This window comes from Pseudomonas sp. MWU16-30323 (assembly GCF_020515595.1).
GTDB lineage: Bacteria > Pseudomonadota > Gammaproteobacteria > Pseudomonadales > Pseudomonadaceae > Aquipseudomonas > Aquipseudomonas yamanorum.
On record NZ_JAIWYM010000003.1, the window covers coordinates 198,972 to 217,821 of the forward strand.

An 18,850-nucleotide genomic window follows, 5' to 3' on the forward strand; every position below is an offset into this window, starting at 1 on the left:
AGTCCCTGTGTTCCTTTTCATCATCCTGATGAATCGCATCCTGCGAGGTTCCCTGAGTCATCGTTCCGTGATGACTGTGTCAATCCGTGGACACAGGGCTGATCTTAGAGAGTTCCCGGCGAAGTTCAACGGGATCCAAATCGCGAAACCATAGGATTGCACGCTCGTTCAATAAAAAATAATTGTTATATTTCAAACAGATAGAAATATAGGCAATCAATTCAAGACGTCCGTACCGGCGAAAAAACCCAAACGCTTACGACAAAGTAAGCGAATGCTTACACCAGCAATTACGTAAAAGGGTAACAAGAGAACCCTGAGTGTTCGCCAGGCAAGAAAAAGCCCCGACACAGTCGAGGCTTCTTTCCCGTCAGGTGGATCAGTCGTCGCTGACAGTGATGGTCGGCATCGCCTGAGCCTCAGCTTCCTGGAGTACGATCCGCGCCCCTACGTGACGGGCCAGCTCCTGGTAGACCATGGCAATCTGGCCATCGGGCTCGGCAACCACGGTCGGCTTGCCACCGTCAGCCTGCTCTCGAATCCCCATGGACAGCGGCAACGACGCCAGCAGTTCAACCCCGTACTGGGTCGCCAGCTTCTCGCCGCCGCCTTCACCGAACAGATGCTCGGCGTGACCGCAGTTAGAGCAGATGTGCACCGCCATGTTCTCCACGACGCCCAGCACCGGGATATTGACCTTGCGGAACATCTCCACGCCTTTGCGAGCATCCAGCAGCGCCAGGTCCTGCGGCGTAGTGACGATCACCGCGCCGGCCACCGGCACTTTCTGCGCCAGGGTCAGCTGGATATCACCGGTGCCTGGTGGCATATCGATCACCAGGTAGTCCAGGTTGCCCCAGTCGGTCTGGGTGACCAGTTGCAGCAATGCACCGGAAACCATCGGGCCGCGCCAGACCATCGGCGTGTTGTCGTCGGTCAGGAAGGCCATGGACATCACTTCCACGCCATGGGACTCAATCGGCACGAACCATTTCTGATCCTTGATCTTCGGCCGGGTGCCTTCAGCGATACCGAACATCACACCCTGGCTCGGGCCATAGATGTCGGCGTCGAGAATCCCGACGCGCGCGCCTTCGCCGGCCAGGGCCAGGGCCAGGTTGGCGGCGGTGGTGGATTTGCCCACGCCGCCCTTGCCGGAGGCCACGGCCACCACGTTCTTGACGTTGGCCAGGCCCGGGATCTGCGCCTGGGCCTTGTGCGCGGCGATCACGCACTGGATGTCGACTTTGGCCGAGCTGACGCCGTCCAGGCCTTCGATGGCCATTTGCAGCATCTGCGCCCAGCCGCTCTTGAACAGCCCGGCGGCATAGCCCAGCTCAAGCTGGACCGAAACCTTGTCACCCTGCACGTCGATGGCGCGTACGCACCCGGCGCTGACCGGGTCCTGGTTCAGGTAGGGGTCGGTGTATTGGCGAAGAACGGCTTCCACCGCTGCGCGATTGACGGCGCTCATGGGCTACTCCCGAAAAAAAGACTGACTAAAACAGGCGGCTATCCTAACCGTTCCAGCGCCTTAGCGGCACGCTTTCGGCCGTCGGGAAACTCCTGAAACAGCTGCACGGGGTGAAATAAATTTCCCGGCGCTTTATAGTGGCCGACCTCCGTTTCATCAAGTAGCCGAGCCCCATGTCCGAGCCACGCAAGATCCTCGTCACCAGCGCCCTGCCCTATGCCAATGGTTCTATCCACCTTGGCCATATGCTTGAGTACATCCAGACCGATATGTGGGTGCGCTTCCAGAAGCATCGCGGCAATCAATGCATTTATGTCTGCGCGGACGACGCCCACGGTTCGGCCATCATGTTGCGCGCCGAGAAGGAAGGGATCACCCCGGAACAACTGATCGCCAATGTCCAGGCTGAACACAGCGCCGACTTTGCCGAGTTCCTGGTGGACTTCGATAACTTCCACTCGACCCACTCCGAAGAAAACCGCGAGCTGTCGAGCCAGATCTACCTGCGCCTCAAGGACGCCGGGCACATTGCCACGCGTTCGATCACCCAGTATTTCGACCCCGAAAAGAAAATGTTCCTGGCCGACCGCTTCATCAAGGGCACTTGCCCGAAATGCGGCACTGAGGACCAGTACGGCGACAACTGCGAAAAGTGCGGCGCCACTTACGCGCCTACCGACCTGAAGGATCCCAAGTCGGCGATCTCTGGCGCCACCCCGGTGCTCAAGGATTCCCAGCACTTCTTCTTCAAGCTCCCGGATTTCCAGCAAATGCTGCAAACCTGGACCCGCAGCGGCACCCTGCAGGACGCCGTGGCGAACAAGATCGCCGAATGGCTGGACGCCGGCCTGCAGCAGTGGGACATCTCCCGCGATGCGCCGTACTTCGGTTTTGAAATCCCGGGCGAGCCAGGCAAGTACTTCTATGTGTGGCTGGACGCGCCGATTGGCTACATGGCCAGCTTCAAGAACCTGTGCGACCGTACGCCGGAGCTGGACTTCGACGCGTTCTGGGCCAAGGACTCCACCGCCGAGCTGTATCACTTCATCGGCAAGGATATCGTCAACTTCCACGCGCTGTTCTGGCCGGCGATGCTCGAAGGTTCGGGCTACCGCAAGCCGACCGGCATCGCGGTTCACGGCTACCTGACGGTCAATGGCCAGAAGATGTCCAAGTCCCGTGGCACCTTTATCAAGGCGCGCACCTACCTGGACCACCTGTCGCCGGAATACCTGCGCTACTACTACGCGTCCAAACTGGGCCGTGGCGTCGACGACCTGGACCTGAACCTGGAAGACTTCGTACAGAAGGTCAACTCGGACCTGGTGGGCAAAGTCGTCAACATCGCCAGCCGATGCGCCGGGTTTATCCACAAGGGCAACGCCGGTGTGCTGGTGGCGGAAAACGCCGCGCCGGAGCTGACCGACGCGTTCCTGGCCGCTGCCCCGAGCATCGCCGACGCCTATGAAGCCCGCGACTTTGCCCGCGCCATGCGCGAGATCATGGGCCTGGCCGACCGTGCCAACGCGTGGATCGCCGACAAGGCGCCGTGGTCGCTGAACAAACAGGAAGGCAAGCAAGCTGAAGTCCAGGCCATCTGCGCCACGGGCGTCAACCTGTTCCGCCAGTTGGTGATCTTCCTCAAGCCGGTACTGCCACTGCTGGCGGCCGACGCCGAGGCGTTCCTCAACGTGCCGCCGCTGACCTGGAACGATCATGCAACCTTGCTCAGCAACCATCAGTTGAATGAGTTCAAGCCGCTGATGACCCGTATCGATCCGGTAAAAGTCCAGGCCATGACCGATGCTTCGAAAGAAGACCTCGAGGTCAGCAAGACTGACACCGGCGATGCAGCACCTGCGGGCAATGGCGAGCTGGCGAAAGATCCACTGTCGCCAGAAATCGACTTCGACGCCTTCGCTGCGGTGGACCTGCGGGTGGCCCTGATCATCAAGGCCGAAGCCGTGGAAGGCGCCGACAAGCTGCTGCGCCTGACGCTGGACATCGGTGACGAGCAACGCAACGTGTTCTCCGGGATCAAGAGTGCCTATCCGGATCCGTCCAAGCTCGATGGTCGCCTGACCATGATGATCGCCAACCTCAAGCCACGGAAAATGAAGTTCGGTATCTCCGAAGGCATGGTGATGGCGGCCGGCCCTGGCGGTGAAGAGATCTACCTGTTGAGCCCCGACAGCGGCGCCAAGCCGGGTCAGCGCATCAAGTAACAACGGCTGACTGCCTCATGGTCTCGGCCATGGGGCGGTTTCAGCTAGTCCCCCCTCCTCGCTTGCCGGATAATCGGACTCTGTTTGCTGTCGGCCCGTTGCCGGCCGTGGCTTTTCCGGGTTCCAACGCAATGATCAAACCATGAGCCTGATTCAACGTATCGACGCCCTGCTGCCGCAAACCCAATGTGGCAAATGTGGGCATCCTGGCTGCAAGCCCTACGCAGAAGGCATTGCCCAAGGCGAGGCGATCAACAAGTGCCCTCCGGGCGGCCAGGAAACCATCGCAGGCCTGGCGCAACTGTTGAAGCTTCCGGCGCTGGAACTGGACACGTCCCGAGGCGAGGCGCCCGCGCAGATCGCGTTTATCCGTGAAGCGGAGTGCATCGGCTGTACCAAATGCATCCAGGCCTGCCCGGTGGACGCTATCGTCGGTGCTGCCAAATTGATGCACACGGTGATTATCGACGAGTGCACAGGCTGCGACCTGTGTGTGGCACCTTGCCCGGTTGATTGCATCGAAATGCGTCCGTTGACCACGGTGGTGCCGATTGTCGGCGGGCTGGCCTCCAGCGATCACGAGCGCCAGGCACGCAGCCTCAAGCGCGATCGGGCCAGGCGGCGGTTTGAACAACGCAACGCGCGGCTGCAACGCGAAGAGGAACAGAAACTCGCCGAACGCCTGGCACGCACCCAGCGCGCCGCCCCGGTGATTGCAGCCTCGGAGAACCCGGTCCAGGCCGCCATTGAGCGGGTTCGTGCACAAAAAGCCGCCGCGATGGACGCTGCCTTGAAGAAGGCCAAGATCAATCTGGCCATGAGCCGTGCCCAATTGCACAAATCCCTGAAAGCTTTCGGCCACCCGCCGACCTTTGAACAGCAGTCGCAGTTGATCGTCCTGCAACAGCATTTCGAAACAGCCGAGCAGGCGCTTGCGGCGCTGGCGGCGTCCGATGCCCGCACTTGAACACCTTGAGCACCGGCCGCACGTGATGAAGCGTGTACTGCTGGTGCCCGCCGCGTTTATCCTGCTCGGGTTATTGGGCCCGTTTTTCGTAACCACACTGACTGTCTGCAAGGAACCGCTCGCCCCATGAACGCCGCAAAACGCCTGGAAATTTTCCGCCGGCTTCACGAAGACAACCCGGAACCGAAAACCGAACTGGCCTATTCCTCGCCGTTCGAGCTGCTGATCGCCGTGATTCTTTCGGCCCAGTCCACAGACGTCGGCGTCAACAAGGCCACTGCCAAGTTGTATCCCGTAGCCAATACTCCGGAGGCGATCTACGCGCTTGGGGTTGAAGGGTTGTCCGAGTACATCAAGACCATCGGCCTGTATAACAGCAAGGCGAAGAATGTCATCGAGACCTGTCGGCTGCTGGTGGAGTTGCACGGCAGCGAAGTGCCGCAGACTCGGGAGGCCCTTGAAGCGCTTCCAGGCGTAGGTCGCAAAACCGCCAACGTAGTGCTCAACACGGCATTTCGCCAATTGACCATGGCCGTGGACACACACATCTTTCGGGTCAGCAACCGCACCGGGATTGCCCGCGGAAAGAACGTGGTGGAGGTGGAAAAACAATTGATGAAGTTTGTGCCCAAGCCCTATCTGCTGGATTCACATCACTGGCTGATCCTTCACGGACGCTATGTCTGCCAGGCTCGCAAGCCGCGCTGTGGCAGTTGCCGCATCGAAGACCTGTGTGAATACAAGGAAAAGACTTCCGACGATTGAGCCATCATTGCTTTTATTGATGAGTCGATTGAAAAAATCTTTTTTACCAGGCTCTGGATTATCGTTATAAGGAGCGCCAACGGCAGTCTTAGCCTGGAGTTAACCTTATGAGCACTGGCAAAGAACAACTGGATGTAGAAGACGACGTTGTTGGCGCTGAATCCGACGATGACGCAGCAGAAACACCGGTAGAGGTGGCCAAGACCAATTTGAGCAAACGCCGCACCATCGACAACCTTCTGGAAGAGCGGCGCCTGCAAAAACAGTTGGCCGATTACGACTTCGATCTCTAATCGACCCAACGAAAAACAGAAGCCTCCCTTACGGAGGCTTTTTTCTGACTGCATGTAAGTGTGCGGCCGGTCTACACCAACCCGTTGCGCTGGGCCAGCTCGATCAAGTCCACCAGGGAGCGTGCGTTGAGCTTGAGCAGCAAGCGCGTCTTGTAGGTGCTCACGGTTTTGTTGCTCAGGAACATGCCATCGGCGATCTCCTTGTTGGTTTTACCGCGGGCCAGTTGCTGCAGCACCATCATCTCCCGGCCGGACAAGCGCTCGACCATGTCCGCTTCGCTGGCGTTCCCCATTGTGGAGCGCACCGAGTTCAGCGCCTGATTGGGGAAGTAGCTGTACCCACACAGCACCGCCTTGACCGCGCTCAATAGCTCGGTGAGGTCCTGCTGTTTGCACACGTAGCCAGCGGCGCCCGCCTGCATGCACCGCATGGAGAAATGCCCGGGCGCCTGGGACGTCAGCACCAGCACTTTGAAGGGATGGGCCTGTTTGGTCGACGACAGCCGGCATATAACTTCCAGGCCATCGAGTTTGGGAATTCCAATATCCAGTATGACTATGTCCGGCATATGCTCCCGTGCAAGTTGCAAGGCATCGACACCGTTATCGGTCTCGGCAACGACCTCATAACTATGACGTTCCATTAGCATACGCACAGCAAGACGAATGACGGGATGATCATCCACGATCAGCACTTTATTCATGGGCAAGTCCAATTTCGCTGTTCGAATTATTAAGAGCAAGCACAATAGCCTAGTCGTTTCCCGCTTGGCATAGCGCTCCCCCCCAAGCAACAGCAAGCAGAGACCCAACCCACAAAGACATAGGATTTAACCTACAAAAAAACGCCAGTGTGGAGGTGTGCAGTTTTGTTGAGGCTTTCAGAACTTTCCGAGTACAAACATATTTTGAGTGAAAATTCCCAGGATTACGGGGGGCGGGGTAAACGTGCCGCACAACAGTTTCAGGAAATGCCCCTTGTGCCTTATGAGAAGACCTGTGAACGCGGGCTGAAAAGCACCTTCTAAAAGTTCCATTCGACATAATTAATTACGCTCCATAAATCCTACAGGCATGTCAGCATCTGACATATTCTCGGTACATTTCTGAGTGAAATTTCTGTAGTACATAGTTCCTGCATACAAGAAAAAAACCCACTTTCAACAATGCACCACTTATCGAGCGAAATTAATAAACATTGCCCCTGCAAAAGCATAAACACTCCACACCTCCGCCTTAGGCACATGGCTTTTTTTGAACTGAACAATAAACACTGCATCGCCCCCAAGGATTCCAGGTGTATTTCCAGCCAAAAAAAATGGCCCCTAACGGGGCCATTTTTTATTGCAACTTAAAACACTCAGAACAACTTGCGACCTTTGTTGGCCGCAATGCGCATGCGCAATGCGTTCAGCTTGATGAAGCCTGCCGCGTCTGCCTGGTTGTAGGCGCCGCCATCTTCTTCGAAGGTGGCGATATTGGCATCGAACAGCGACTCGTCGGACTTGCGACCGGTCACGATCACGTTGCCCTTGTACAGTTTCAGGCGCACAACGCCGTTCACGTGGACCTGGGAAGCGTCGATCATCTGTTGCAGCATCAGACGCTCCGGGCTCCACCAGTAGCCGGTGTAGATCAAGCTGGCGTACTTGGGCATCAGCTCGTCTTTGAGGTGAGCCACTTCACGGTCCAGGGTGATGGACTCGATGGCGCGGTGAGCGCGCAGCATGATGGTGCCGCCCGGGGTTTCGTAGCAGCCACGGGACTTCATGCCCACGTAACGGTTCTCGACGATGTCGAGGCGGCCGATACCGTGTTCGCCACCGATGCGGTTCAGGGTCGCCAGGACGGTGGCCGGCGTCATTTCGACGCCGTCCAGCGCGACGATGTCGCCGTTGCGGTAGGTCAGTTCCAGGTACTGGGCCTTGTCAGGAGCGTTCTCCGGGGAGACGGTCCATTTCCACATGTCTTCTTCGTGCTCGGTCCACGTATCTTCCAGCACGCCGCCTTCATAGGAGATGTGCAGCAAGTTGGCGTCCATGGAGTACGGGGACTTCTTCTTGCCGTGACGCTCGATCGGGATGGCGTGCTTTTCAGCGTAGTCCATCAGCTTTTCACGGGACAGCAGGTCCCATTCACGCCACGGAGCAATCACTTTTACGCCTGGCTTCAAGGCATAGGCGCCCAGCTCGAAACGCACTTGGTCGTTGCCCTTGCCGGTGGCGCCATGGGAAATGGCGTCAGCGCCGGTTTCGTTGGCGATTTCGATCAAGCGCTTGGCGATCAGCGGACGTGCGATGGAAGTACCCAGCAGGTACTCGCCTTCGTAGACAGTATTGGCGCGAAACATCGGGAAAACGAAATCGCGGACGAACTCTTCGCGCAGGTCGTCAATGTAGATCTCTTTCACGCCCATGGCTTGCGCCTTGGCACGTGCAGGTTCGACCTCTTCGCCCTGACCCAGGTCAGCGGTGAAGGTCACCACTTCACAGTTATAAGTATCCTGCAGCCACTTGAGGATCACCGAAGTGTCCAGGCCGCCGGAATACGCGAGAACGACCTTGTTTACGTCGGCCATGCCATCACTCCACGGGGTTGTACGGAAAGGCGTCGATTCTACCGACCAAAACCGTGAAATTACAGAGGCGCGACAGCAAATGAAGATAAAGCGACAGATTATGTCGAGCGAGCGACGAAACGCCGCCTCTTATGAGGTCGCGGCGGCGCTACCTGGCGCTTTGGCTTGGGGCGCCGGTTTCTCGGGGGCTGCCACCCGTTCAAGTTGAATATTCACCCGACGGTTTTTCGCCCGGTTGGCCGGGCTGGTGTTCGGCGCCAACGGGTAGCTTTCACCATGAAAACGCAGGGTGATCTGCGATTCATCGATGCCATTGGCCTTGAAGTAGTCCATCACCGCCAAGGCGCGGCGCCGGGAGACATCACGATTGGTCAGGCGATTGCCACTGTTGTCGGAGTGGCCGTTCAACTCGATGTGGTTAACCGTCGGATCGGCTTTCATGAACTCGAGAATCACCGACAGCTTTTTCTTCGCCGCCGCGTCCAGTTCGATTCCGCCCCCCGGGAAGCCCACCTCGGTCTGTTTGACCTGCTCGAAATTCATCGGCAGCAATTTGGCGGTGCACAGCTGATAGTCGTTGTAGGCCTTGTTGAACTTCACCGGCAACAGGCGAATCTCGGAGTATCCACCTTCGCGCCCATAGTGCCGCACCGTCGGGCTACGACCTTCGAGCAAGCCGGTGAACAAGCGCCCGGCCTGGGCCTGGGAGCTGTTAAACAGCACATCACCATTGCCGACGCGCACCGCGCCGAGGTTGATATCACCACGTCCCGGCTGCCACGGCGCAGCGGCCGCCAGCAGCGTTGCGGAACCGGCACCCAACGAACCATTAAAGGCTTTCAGACGAAACGTCGCCTGCTCGCCGGCCCGGCGCACGAACTCGCCCGAGCCGAAATCAGTGATCGGCTGGCTCAAGCGGCACTCGAATTTATCGCCCTCCACTTTCCACTCAATATTCTCCAGACGTGTCTGGAACGTGAGGGCCATCGCGGGCAGGCTGGCGAACACACTGAGCAGGGCTAGATAATGCTGGCGCACGGGAGGCTCCACTGGTTTCTACAACACATCAAGGCGTCATACATCGTTAAGGCATACCCAGGGATATCGGTCGTATCCTGCAAAACTTGATAGCGAGTGCCTGCAAGAGTCTTTTCCGGTAGCATTCCCACCAGATTGACCCGCCTGGAATCCCCAATGTCCGACCGCCTGACCCTGCTGCGTCCCGACGACTGGCATATTCATCTTCGCGATGGTGCTGCGTTGCCCCAAACCGTGGCTGATGTAGCGCGCACGTTTGGCCGCGCCATCATCATGCCTAACCTGGTACCTCCGGTGCGTAACGCCGCGGAAGCCGATGCCTATCGCCAGCGCATCCTCGCTGCACGACCGGCCGGCAGCCGCTTCGAACCGTTGATGGTGCTGTACCTGACCGACCGCACCCAGCCCGAAGAAATTCGCCAGGCTAAAGCCAGTGGTTTCGTGTACGCCGCCAAGCTGTACCCGGCCGGCGCGACCACCAACTCCGATTCCGGCGTCACCAGTATCGACAAGATCCTGCCGGCCATCGAAGCCATGGCGGAAGTGGGCATGCCGTTGCTGATCCACGGTGAAGTCACCCGTGGCGATGTCGATGTATTCGACCGTGAAAAGATCTTCATCGACGAGCACATGCGTCGTGTGGTCGAGTTGTTCCCGGCCCTGAAGGTCGTGTTCGAACACATCACCACCGCCGACGCCGTGCAGTTCGTCACCGAGGCTTCGGCCAACGTCGGCGCGACCATCACCGCGCATCACCTGCTGTACAACCGCAACCACATGCTGGTGGGCGGGATTCGGCCGCACTTCTATTGCCTGCCGATTCTCAAGCGCAACACGCACCAGGTGGCGCTGCTCGATGCCGCCACCAGTGGCAACGAGAAGTTTTTCCTCGGTACCGACTCCGCGCCTCACGCTCAACACGCCAAGGAAGCCGCGTGTGGTTGTGCCGGTTGCTACACCGCGTATGCGGCGATCGAGTTGTATGCCGAAGCGTTCGAACAACGTAACGCCCTGGACAAGCTTGAAGGATTCGCCAGCCTCAACGGCCCGCGTTTCTACGGCCTGCCGGCGAATACCGACCGCATTACCCTGGTCCGTGAAGACTGGACCGCCCCCACCAGCCTGCCGTTTGGCGAGCTGACCGTTATCCCGCTGCGCGCCGGTGAAACACTGCGCTGGCGCCTGCTGGAGGAACACCCGTGAGTGAAGACCATTACGACGACGACCAAGAACACGGCGGCGGTGGTGGCGGTTCCCGTCACCCGATGGCCGAGCGTTTCCGTGGCTACCTGCCGGTTGTCATCGACGTAGAAACCGGCGGTTTCAATTGCGCCACTGACGCATTGCTGGAAATCGCCGCTACGACTATCGGCATGGACGAACAGGGTTTTGTGTTCCCGGAACACACCCACTTCTTCCGCGTCGAGCCGTTCGAAGGCGCCAACATCGAAGCGGCCGCCCTGGAGTTCACCGGGATCAAGCTCGATCACCCGTTGCGCATGGCGGTCAGTGAAGAAGCAGCGTTGACCGACATCTTCCGTGGTGTGCGCAAGGCCTTGAAGGCCAATGGCTGCAAACGCGCGATCCTGGTGGGTCACAACAGCAGCTTCGACCTGGGCTTCCTTAACGCCGCCGTGGCGCGCCTGGACATGAAGCGCAACCCGTTTCACCCGTTCTCCAGTTTCGACACTGCGACCCTTGCTGGCTTGGCCTATGGACAGACTGTGCTGGCAAAAGCCTGCCAGGCGGCCGGTATCGACTTCGACGGTCGTGAGGCCCACTCGGCCCGCTATGACACCGAGAAGACCGCCGAGCTGTTCTGCGGCATCGTCAACCGCTGGAAACAGATGGGCGGCTGGGAAGATTTCGGCGACTGAAGCCGAATCCCGCGCATAAAAAACCGGCCTTCTCAGGCCGGTTTTTTTGTGCCGCGAATCTGGCTTACAGCTTGCCAGCGTTCTCGGTCAGGTAAGCCGCAACGCCTTCTGGCGAAGCGTTCATGCCTTTGTCGCCTTTTTTCCAGTTAGCAGGGCACACTTCGCCGTGCTCTTCGTGGAATTGCAGAGCGTCGACCAGACGGATCAGCTCTTCCATGTTACGGCCCAGCGGCAGGTCGTTGATGATCTGCGAGCGCACAACGCCCTTGTCGTCGATCAGGAACGCGCCACGGAACGCCACGCCGCCTTCGGACTCAACGTCGTAGGCCTTGGCGATGTCGTGCTTCATGTCGGCAGCCATGGTGTATTTGACTTTGCCGATGCCGCCATCATTGATGGCGGTGTTGCGCCAGGCGTTGTGGGTGAAATGGGAGTCGATGGAAACGGCTACCACTTCAACGTTACGGGCCTTGAAATCGTCCATGCGGTGATCCAGGGCGATCAGCTCCGAAGGGCAGACGAAGGTGAAGTCCAGCGGGTAGAAGAACACCAGGCCGTATTTGCCTTTGATGGCTTCAGACAGTTTGAAGCTGTCTACGATTTCGCCATTGCCGAGGACGGCTGGTACGTCGAAATCCGGGGCTTGTTTGCCGACGAGTACGCTCATAGGGTATCTCCTGATGGTGGTGACTTGAAGTAAAAGGATCCCTTCCAGTGTGCCGTGGGTAAACGACAGCCCTGTGACGGGATCACGCTTCGTGAAGACCGGCCATCATACACGGCTCAGGAAAAAACCGTTCGTCAGTGGGTGATCAATCTGTTTCAAACAAGCAAGAAACTACTTTGACAATCATTCTCGTTAACATTAAGATCCGTCGCACTTAAGCCTTAAACCGCGATGGTTCTCCCTTATGTATGTCTGCCTCTGCACTGGCGTCACCGACGGACAAATCCGCGAAGCAATCTATGAAGGTTGCTGCAGCTACAAGGAAGTACGTGAAACCACCGGCGTCGCCAGCCAATGCGGCAAATGCGCCTGCCTCGCCAAGCAAGTGGTACGGGAAACCCTGACGCAGCTGCAAACTGCCCAGGCGGCGATCCCCTACTCAGCAGAATTTACACACGCCTGAAGGGTGTGTTTTAAAGAACCGGACTTAGTGTCCGGTTTTTTTATGCCCGGAATTCAAACAGTTAGCGCCAAGACGCGGAACACAAACATTCTTATTCCGATTAATTTTCATTTATTATTCAATAACTTAGGTTTGACAGTAGTAAATGCGCAGCTCAAACTCCGCCTTATATACAGCTAATACAGGGCAGGACCCCAATCATGAAAGGCGACATTACAGTCATCCAGCAACTCAACAAAATCCTTGCCAATGAACTGGTCGCGATCAATCAGTACTTCCTGCATGCACGCATGTATGACGATTGGGGCCTGGAAAAGCTGGGCAAGCGTGAATACAAAGAATCCATCAAGGCCATGAAGGACGCCGATGCGCTGATCAAGCGCATCCTGTTCCTGGAAGGCCTGCCGAACGTGCAGGACCTGGGCAAGCTGAACATCGGCGAGCACACCCAGGAAATGATCAACTGTGACCTGAACTTCGAACGCAAGAGCCACACCGACCTCAAGGCCGCCATTGCTCATTGCGAAATCAAGAGTGATTTCGGCAGCCGCGAGTTGCTGGAAGATATCCTTGAAGACCAGGAAGAACACATCGACTGGCTGGAAACCCAGATCGGCCTGATCGACAAAGTGACTATCGAGAATTACCTGCAATCGCAGATGGGTGAATAACCCTTAATTCCCGGCCACTAAAAAGCCCCGCTCTCTTTCGAGAAGCGGGGCTTTTTATTGCCGCAGCCTGGAAAAAGTCAGGCTTCGGTTTTCGCCGCAGCTTTGGCCGCTGCGTCTTTGATCAGTGCCTGCAACGAACCATCAGCCGCCATTTCGGTAATGATGTCGCTACCGCCGACCAGCTCACCGGCAACCCACAGCTGTGGGAAAGTTGGCCAGTTGGCATACTTCGGCAGGTTGGCGCGGATTTCCGGGTTCTGCAGGATATCCACGTAGGCGAACTTCTCGCCACATTGCATGATTGCCTGGGAAGCCTTTGCGGAGAAGCCACACTGAGGCGCGTTAGGTGCGCCCTTCATGTAAAGCAGAATAGTGTTGTTGGCAATCTGCTCTTTGATCGTTTCGATGATATCCATGGAACACCTCGGCTGGAACTTTCCGACTCATGGGTCGGCACGGTGGCGCATTGTAACGCAAAGCCTAGCGTGACGCTCGGACTCCCCGACAGACAATCCTTACGCCGCCTCGACCTGCACCGGCACGCCGTTCAACGCCGCATTGCCCGACAGCTCATCCAATTGCCGCTCATCCGTCAGGTCATTCGCACTCGCTCCCGGCTGCCCGCTGGCGATGGTCATCTGTACGCCCGGGCGACCGTGCCCCCAGCCGTGGGGCAGGCTGACCACGCCGGGCATCATGTCGAGACTGGCCAAGACCTCGACTTCGATCATGCCGATCCGAGAACTGACCCGCACCCGTTGCCCGTCACTCAACTTGCGATGGGCCAGGTCATCGGGATGCATCAGCAACTGATGACGGGGCTTGCCCTTCACCAACCGATGGTAGTTATGCATCCACGAGTTGTTGCTGCGCACATGGCGACGCCCGATCAGCAACAACTCATTCAGCCCAGGCACTGGTTGCGCGGCAAAGCGCGCCAAGTCTGCGAGGATCACCGGCGGCGCAGCCTGCAAATGGCCGTTGGCGGTTTTCATGCGGCCCGCCAGGTTGGGCTTCAGCGGCCCAAGGTCTAGACCGTGGGGATAATCAGCCAGCGCGGCAATGGACAAGGTATCGCCATAAGGTCCGGCGCGCAGCCCGAAATCGATCATCTGCGCCGGCGGCATGGTCGGTTTGAGTGCATTACCCGTCTTCGCGGCAAACGCCTGGGCCAGGCCGACGAAGATTTCCCAGTCATGCAACGCGCCGTCAGGCTTTGGCAGGATGGCGCGATTGAAGCGGGTGACGTTGCGCACCGCGAACATATTGAAGGTGGTGTCGTAGTGATCGTTTTCCAGTGCCGAGGTAGACGGCAGGATCAGATCGGCATAGCGCGTGGTTTCGTTGATATACAGGTCGATGCTGACCATGAACTCCAGGCCATCCAGCGCCTGTTCCAACTGCCGGCCGTTAGGCGTGGAGAGCACCGGATTCCCTGCCACCGTCACCAGCGCACGGATTTGTCCTTCGCCCTCGGTGAGCATTTCTTCGGCCAGTGCCGACACCGGCAGCTCGCCACCGTACTCCGGTCGCCCGGAAACCCGGCTCTGCCAGCGATTGAAGTGCCCGCCGGAGGTGGAAGCCACCAGGTCGACTGCCGGCGTGGTGCACAAGGCACCGCCCTTCCGATCCAGATTGCCCGTCACCAGGTTGATCAACTGCACCAGCCAATGGCACAGCGTGCCAAACGCCTGGGTCGACACGCCCATGCGGCCATAACATACCGCTGTGTCGGCCGCCGCGAAGTCCCGCGCCAACTGGCGGATCTGCTCGGCGGGCACCGCGCATTGACGACTCATCGCTTCGGCGGTGAACCCCGCCACGGCCTGGCGCACTTCATCCAGGCCATCGACCGGCAGATGACTGTCACGGGTCAGGTTCTCGGCAAACAGCGTATTAAGCAAACCGAACAACAACGCCGCATCGCCGCCCGGGCGCACAAACAGATGTTGGTCGGCAATCGCCGCCGTCTCGCTGCGCCGCGGATCCACCACCACGACTTTGCCACCGCGCGCCTGGATAGCCTTCAGGCGCTTTTCCACATCCGGCACGGTCATGATGCTGCCGTTGGACGCCAGCGGGTTGCCGCCGAGGATCAGCATGAAGTCGGTATGGTCGATGTCCGGGATCGGCAGCAACAGGCCGTGCCCATACATCAGGTGACTGGTCAGGTGGTGGGGCAACTGATCCACCGACGTGGCGGAAAAGCGGTTGCGGGTCTTGAGCTGGCCCAGGAAGTAATTGCTGTGGGTCATCAGGCCATAGTTGTGCACGCTCGGATTGCCCTGGTACACCGCCACCGCATTCTGCCCGTGGCGTGCCTGGATGCCCGCCAGGCGCTCGCCTACAAGCGTAAAGGCGTCTTCCCACGGGATTGGCTGCCATTCACTGCCCACCCGCAACATGGGCTGGTGCAGGCGGTCCGGGTCGTTCTGGATGTCCTGCAGGGCCACGGCCTTGGGGCAGATATGGCCACGGCTGAACGTGTCCAGCGGGTCGCCCTTGATCGAGGTGATCGCCAGGCTCCCGTCTTCACCCTGGGTGGTTTCCAGTGTCAGGCCGCAGATGGCTTCGCACAGATGGCAGGCACGGTGGTGGAGAGTCTTGGTCATGGCCAGTCTCTTTATTGTGGGCTGAGCGCTTCGGACGAAAACTATGGCCCGCCGCCGGCAGCAGCGCCAGCAACGTTCGTCGTGTGAATCCAACGGCATCAGGCCGGGTCATGAGGAAACATCATGAAATGTTTCAGCGCCCTCCGGCAGCCCTCTGAAACCGACGCGCCCCGGCCTGCGCCCGCCTTCTCGCATTGCAATGTGGCGCAGCGCCAGTGTACAAATGACCCGCTGCTGTCAGGAAACAGGCTTCAAAAGCGCCCTCCCCGCGTCCTTGAACTCCCCTAAAAACTGTAGCCCTATTGGTAAGACGCGACATTTAATTATAAGATCGCGCCTTCCCCTATTTCGTCGCCCCGTGCGGCTTTCGCCGCAGGTCTCGCCCGTTTTCAAAATAAACAAGGCTTTGAGTATCTGCGGTCTGTTGCAAAAAGGTAGTTAATGATGAGCGCAAGGCACTTTCTCTCCCTGATGGATTGCACGCCCGAAGAGCTGGTCAGCGTGCTCCGTCGAGGCATTGAGCTTAAAGACCTGCGTAACCGCGGCGTACTGTTCGAGCCTTTGAAAAACCGCGTGCTCGGGATGATTTTCGAGAAGTCGTCCACCCGCACCCGTGTGTCTTTCGAGGCCGGCATGATTCAGCTCGGCGGCCAGGCTATCTTCCTGTCACCTCGCGATACTCAACTGGGCCGTGGCGAGCCGATCAGCGACTGCGCGATCGTGATGTCGAGCATGCTGGATGCGGTGATGATCCGTACCTTCGCCCACAGCACCCTGACCGAATTTGCCGCCAACTCCCGAGTGCCCGTGATCAACGGCCTGTCCGATGACCTGCACCCGTGCCAGTTGCTGGCCGACATGCAAACCTTCCTCGAACAGCGCGGCTCGATCCAGGGCAAGACCGTGGCCTGGATCGGTGATGGCAACAACATGTGCAACAGCTATATAGAGGCGGCGATCCAGTTCGACTTCCAATTGCGCGTTGCCTGCCCCGAAGGCTATGAGCCGGACGCAAAATTCCTGGCCCAGGCCGGCGACCGCGTGACCATCGTCCGCGACCCGCGTGAGGCCGTCATCGGCGCGCACCTGGTGAGCACCGACGTCTGGACCTCCATGGGCCAGGAAGAAGAAACCGCCAAGCGCCTCAAGCTGTTCGCACCGTTCCAGGTCAACCGCGCACTGCTCGACCTGGCCGCGCCGGACGTGCTGTTCATGCACTGCCTACCAGCCCACCGTGGCGAAGAAATCAGCCTCGACCTGCTGGACGACCCACGTTCGGTGGCCTGGGCCCAGGCAGAAAACCGCCTGCACGCGCAAAAAGCCCTGCTGGAGTTTTTAGTTGCGCCGGCGTACCGCCCTGCATGAGCCAGCCTTTACTGCTGAACCTACGCAATCTGGCATGCGGTTATCAGGACCAACGGGTGGTGCAGAACCTTAACCTGCACCTCAACGCCGGTGACATCGGTTGCTTGCTGGGCTCCTCGGGCTGCGGCAAGACCACCACCCTGCGAGCGATTGCCGGCTTTGAGCCGGTGCACGAAGGCGAGATCAGCCTGGCGGGCGAAGTCATCTCCAGCGCTGGTTTCACACTGGCCCCGGAGAAACGTCGGATCGGCATGGTGTTCCAGGACTACGCGCTGTTTCCACACCTCAGCGTGGCCGACAACATCGCCTTCGGTATTCGCAAGCACCCGCAAAAAGAGCGGGTGGTCGCCGAATTGCTGGAGCTGGTGAACCTGAAGAACCTGGGCAAGCGCTTCCCCCATGAGCTTTCCGGCGGCCAGCAACAGCGCGTCGCCCTGGCCCGCGCCTTGGCGCCGGAACCACAACTGTTGCTGCTGGACGAACCCTTCTCCAACCTCGACGGCGAACTGCGGCGCAAGCTCAGCCATGAAGTGCGCGACATCCTCAAGGCCCGGGGCACCAGTGTAATTCTGGTGACCCATGACCAGGAAGAAGCCTTCGCGGTGAGTGACCATGTCGGCGTGTTCAAGGAGGGTCGCCTGGAGCAGTGGGATACGCCCTACAACCTGTACCACGAGCCACTGACCCCCTTTGTCGCCAGCTTTATTGGCCAGGGTTACTTCATTCGCGGGCAGTTGAACACGCCGGAATCGGTCACCACCGAACTGGGCGAGTTGCGCGGCAATCGTGCCTACAGCTGGCCCACCGGCGGCGCGGTGGATGTGTTGTTGCGCCCGGACGACATCGTTTATGCGCCGGACAGCGCCTTGAAAGCGCGGATTGTCGGCAAGACGTTCCTCGGGGCATCGACCCTGTATCGCTTGCAACTGCCTACAGGTGCGCAGCTGGAATCGATCTTCCCCAGCCACGCCGATCACTTGGTCGGTGCCGATGTGGGCATTCGCGTGGCAGCCGAACACCTGGTGTTGTTCCAGGCCTCGGGCAGCACAGCGGCGCACATTCCCCACGTCGAATCAGGCGTTCGCCGCTACAGCACCGCCACCTGACCTCAGCACATCACACCCGGCCAATTTCCGCGAACTTGGCCTGGGTGTGCTCGGCCAGCACCGCTGCTGCCAACTCCACCTCAAGCCCCCTTCTTCCCGCACTGATAAAAATTGTCGGAAACGACTGCGCCGTCACATCGACAAAGGTGCGCAGGCGTTTCTTCTGCCCCAGCGGGCTGATGCCGCCCAGCAAGTAACCGGTGGCCCGCTGCGCCGCAGCCGGGTCCGCCATCTCGACCTTTTTCACCCCCGCCGCGTGTGCCAACGCCTTTAAATCCAAACTTCCGACGACCGGCACAACGGCCACCAGCAGTTCAGCTTTTTCACTGCTGGCCAGCAAGGTCTTGAACACCTGCGCGGGATCAAGCCCCAACTTTTCCGCGGCCTCCAGACCATAAGAGGCTGCCTTGGGGTCATGTTCGTAACTGTGGATTCGATGTTCGGCACGAACTTTTTTCAACAGGTCCAATGCGGGCGTCATGAGGGCTCCAGGCTTGGCAAAACGGTGAAAAAACAGACGGCCAATTCTAGGCCAACAGAAGGTAAAAGGCTCTAGTCCGAAGCCCTTTGCCACGAGCCCGCGCGCTCCTTTCCTGCAACTCCTCGCGCCCACGGCGCGATCATTCACCACACCAATAATTACAAAATGACCGATCGTTCACTTTCGACCTTTGACAGCCGTCATTCTTGTCTATATTTTTTCGTTTACGAATACTGTAGGAATAGCGCTACGGATTCGCAGCAGTAAG

General features: G+C 58.8%; 17 protein-coding genes and 1 pseudogene. 10 read left to right on the forward strand and 8 right to left on the reverse strand.

Features of this window, described 5'->3' with window-relative positions:
• Positions 1-379 precede the first annotated feature (379 nt).
• The gene (apbC, locus tag LIY45_RS05880) at positions 380-1,474 is read right to left on the reverse strand and encodes an iron-sulfur cluster carrier protein ApbC (protein WP_226475648.1); all 1,095 of its coding nucleotides are present in this window, start codon (positions 1,472-1,474) and stop codon (positions 380-382) included.
• A gap of 173 nt (positions 1,475-1,647) precedes the next feature.
• Between apbC and metG the strand changes: the two genes are divergently transcribed.
• The 4 genes and pseudogenes from metG (at position 1,648) to LIY45_RS05900 (ending at position 5,724) form a co-directional block, all read left to right on the forward strand.
• Entirely contained in the window at positions 1,648-3,699 is a 2,052-nt protein-coding gene (gene metG, locus LIY45_RS05885) for a methionine--tRNA ligase (protein ID WP_226475649.1), read from the forward strand.
• Positions 3,700-3,823: 124 nt separating this feature from the next.
• Positions 3,824-4,663: pseudogene (gene rsxB / locus LIY45_RS05890) on the forward strand (electron transport complex subunit RsxB); the annotation flags it as partial.
• Positions 4,664-4,792: 129 nt separating this feature from the next.
• Positions 4,793-5,431: an endonuclease III gene (gene nth / locus LIY45_RS05895; protein ID WP_010170146.1), complete on the forward strand. Its 639-nt coding sequence runs from the start codon at positions 4,793-4,795 to the stop codon at positions 5,429-5,431.
• Positions 5,432-5,538: 107 nt separating this feature from the next.
• A complete protein-coding gene (locus tag LIY45_RS05900; protein WP_226475650.1) occupies positions 5,539-5,724 on the forward strand; it encodes a hypothetical protein in 186 nt (61 codons plus the stop codon).
• 71 nt (positions 5,725-5,795) lie between these two features.
• On the opposite strand, the gene LIY45_RS05905 is transcribed toward LIY45_RS05900, so the two are convergent.
• The 3 genes from LIY45_RS05905 to LIY45_RS05915 all read right to left on the reverse strand — a co-directional run bounded on the left by LIY45_RS05905 (position 5,796) and on the right by LIY45_RS05915 (position 9,340).
• The gene (locus LIY45_RS05905) at positions 5,796-6,428 is read right to left on the reverse strand and encodes a response regulator transcription factor (protein ID WP_003208698.1); all 633 of its coding nucleotides are present in this window, start codon (positions 6,426-6,428) and stop codon (positions 5,796-5,798) included.
• Between the two features lie 656 nt (positions 6,429-7,084).
• On the reverse strand, positions 7,085-8,302 hold the full coding sequence (locus tag LIY45_RS05910) for an argininosuccinate synthase (protein WP_003208700.1): 1,218 nt from the start codon (positions 8,300-8,302) through the stop codon (positions 7,085-7,087).
• A 129-nt stretch (positions 8,303-8,431) separates the two neighbouring features.
• A complete protein-coding gene (locus tag LIY45_RS05915; protein ID WP_226475651.1) occupies positions 8,432-9,340 on the reverse strand; it encodes an OmpA family protein in 909 nt (302 codons plus the stop codon).
• A 156-nt stretch (positions 9,341-9,496) separates the two neighbouring features.
• Here LIY45_RS05915 and pyrC point away from each other — a divergent pair, with 156 nt between their 5' ends.
• Positions 9,497-10,543: a dihydroorotase gene (pyrC, locus tag LIY45_RS05920; RefSeq protein ID WP_226475652.1), complete on the forward strand. Its 1,047-nt coding sequence runs from the start codon at positions 9,497-9,499 to the stop codon at positions 10,541-10,543.
• Entirely contained in the window at positions 10,540-11,217 is a 678-nt protein-coding gene (gene rnt, locus LIY45_RS05925; RefSeq protein ID WP_003208704.1) for a ribonuclease T, read from the forward strand. Before pyrC ends, rnt begins: the two co-directional genes overlap by 4 nt.
• 64 nt (positions 11,218-11,281) lie before the next feature.
• Here the strand turns inward: rnt and LIY45_RS05930 are convergent, their stop codons facing one another.
• The gene (locus tag LIY45_RS05930) at positions 11,282-11,884 is read right to left on the reverse strand and encodes a peroxiredoxin (protein ID WP_003172097.1); all 603 of its coding nucleotides are present in this window, start codon (positions 11,882-11,884) and stop codon (positions 11,282-11,284) included.
• 244 nt (positions 11,885-12,128) lie between these two features.
• Between LIY45_RS05930 and LIY45_RS05935 the strand changes: the two genes are divergently transcribed.
• Positions 12,129-12,347 carry a bacterioferritin-associated ferredoxin gene (locus tag LIY45_RS05935; RefSeq protein ID WP_003208706.1) on the forward strand — a complete coding sequence of 73 codons (219 nt, stop codon included), beginning with the start codon at positions 12,129-12,131 and terminating at the stop codon, positions 12,345-12,347.
• Positions 12,348-12,547: 200 nt separating this feature from the next.
• A complete protein-coding gene (gene bfr / locus LIY45_RS05940; RefSeq protein WP_017480123.1) occupies positions 12,548-13,018 on the forward strand; it encodes a bacterioferritin in 471 nt (156 codons plus the stop codon).
• A gap of 77 nt (positions 13,019-13,095) precedes the next feature.
• Here the strand turns inward: bfr and grxD are convergent, their stop codons facing one another.
• On the reverse strand, positions 13,096-13,434 hold the full coding sequence (grxD, locus tag LIY45_RS05945; protein ID WP_003208710.1) for a Grx4 family monothiol glutaredoxin: 339 nt from the start codon (positions 13,432-13,434) through the stop codon (positions 13,096-13,098).
• Positions 13,435-13,533: 99 nt separating this feature from the next.
• The gene (locus LIY45_RS05950; RefSeq protein ID WP_226475653.1) at positions 13,534-15,630 is read right to left on the reverse strand and encodes a molybdopterin oxidoreductase family protein; all 2,097 of its coding nucleotides are present in this window, start codon (positions 15,628-15,630) and stop codon (positions 13,534-13,536) included.
• A gap of 444 nt (positions 15,631-16,074) precedes the next feature.
• Here LIY45_RS05950 and argF point away from each other — a divergent pair, with 444 nt between their 5' ends.
• Positions 16,075-16,995, forward strand: a complete 921-nt coding sequence (gene argF / locus LIY45_RS05955; protein ID WP_226475654.1) for an ornithine carbamoyltransferase — start codon at positions 16,075-16,077, stop codon at positions 16,993-16,995.
• Entirely contained in the window at positions 16,992-18,101 is a 1,110-nt protein-coding gene (locus tag LIY45_RS05960) for an ABC transporter ATP-binding protein (RefSeq protein ID WP_226475655.1), read from the forward strand. The genes argF and LIY45_RS05960 overlap by 4 nt, the downstream gene beginning before the upstream one ends.
• Before the next feature lie 10 nt (positions 18,102-18,111).
• Here LIY45_RS05960 and ybaK read toward each other — a convergent pair whose 3' ends face one another.
• Positions 18,112-18,582, reverse strand: coding sequence for a Cys-tRNA(Pro) deacylase (gene ybaK / locus LIY45_RS05965; protein ID WP_017480119.1), 471 nt, complete (start codon positions 18,580-18,582; stop codon positions 18,112-18,114).
• Positions 18,583-18,850 lie beyond the last annotated feature (268 nt).

Coding starts and splice junctions, on each gene's coding strand:
- LIY45_RS05930 (WP_003172097.1), bottom strand. CDS start 11,884: ATGAGCGTACTCGTCGGCAAACAAGCCCCGGATTTCGACGTACCAGCC.
- grxD (WP_003208710.1), bottom strand. CDS start 13,434: ATGGATATCATCGAAACGATCAAAGAGCAGATTGCCAACAACACTATT.
- ybaK (WP_017480119.1), bottom strand. CDS start 18,582: ATGACGCCCGCATTGGACCTGTTGAAAAAAGTTCGTGCCGAACATCGA.
- LIY45_RS05935 (WP_003208706.1), top strand. CDS start 12,129: ATGTATGTCTGCCTCTGCACTGGCGTCACCGACGGACAAATCCGCGAA.
- pyrC (WP_226475652.1), top strand. CDS start 9,497: ATGTCCGACCGCCTGACCCTGCTGCGTCCCGACGACTGGCATATTCAT.
- nth (WP_010170146.1), top strand. CDS start 4,793: ATGAACGCCGCAAAACGCCTGGAAATTTTCCGCCGGCTTCACGAAGAC.
- bfr (WP_017480123.1), top strand. CDS start 12,548: ATGAAAGGCGACATTACAGTCATCCAGCAACTCAACAAAATCCTTGCC.
- LIY45_RS05905 (WP_003208698.1), bottom strand. CDS start 6,428: ATGAATAAAGTGCTGATCGTGGATGATCATCCCGTCATTCGTCTTGCT.
- LIY45_RS05910 (WP_003208700.1), bottom strand. CDS start 8,302: ATGGCCGACGTAAACAAGGTCGTTCTCGCGTATTCCGGCGGCCTGGAC.
- apbC (WP_226475648.1), bottom strand. CDS start 1,474: ATGAGCGCCGTCAATCGCGCAGCGGTGGAAGCCGTTCTTCGCCAATAC.
- LIY45_RS05950 (WP_226475653.1), bottom strand. CDS start 15,630: ATGACCAAGACTCTCCACCACCGTGCCTGCCATCTGTGCGAAGCCATC.
- LIY45_RS05900 (WP_226475650.1), top strand. CDS start 5,539: ATGAGCACTGGCAAAGAACAACTGGATGTAGAAGACGACGTTGTTGGC.
- metG (WP_226475649.1), top strand. CDS start 1,648: ATGTCCGAGCCACGCAAGATCCTCGTCACCAGCGCCCTGCCCTATGCC.
- LIY45_RS05960 (WP_226475655.1), top strand. CDS start 16,992: ATGAGCCAGCCTTTACTGCTGAACCTACGCAATCTGGCATGCGGTTAT.
- argF (WP_226475654.1), top strand. CDS start 16,075: ATGAGCGCAAGGCACTTTCTCTCCCTGATGGATTGCACGCCCGAAGAG.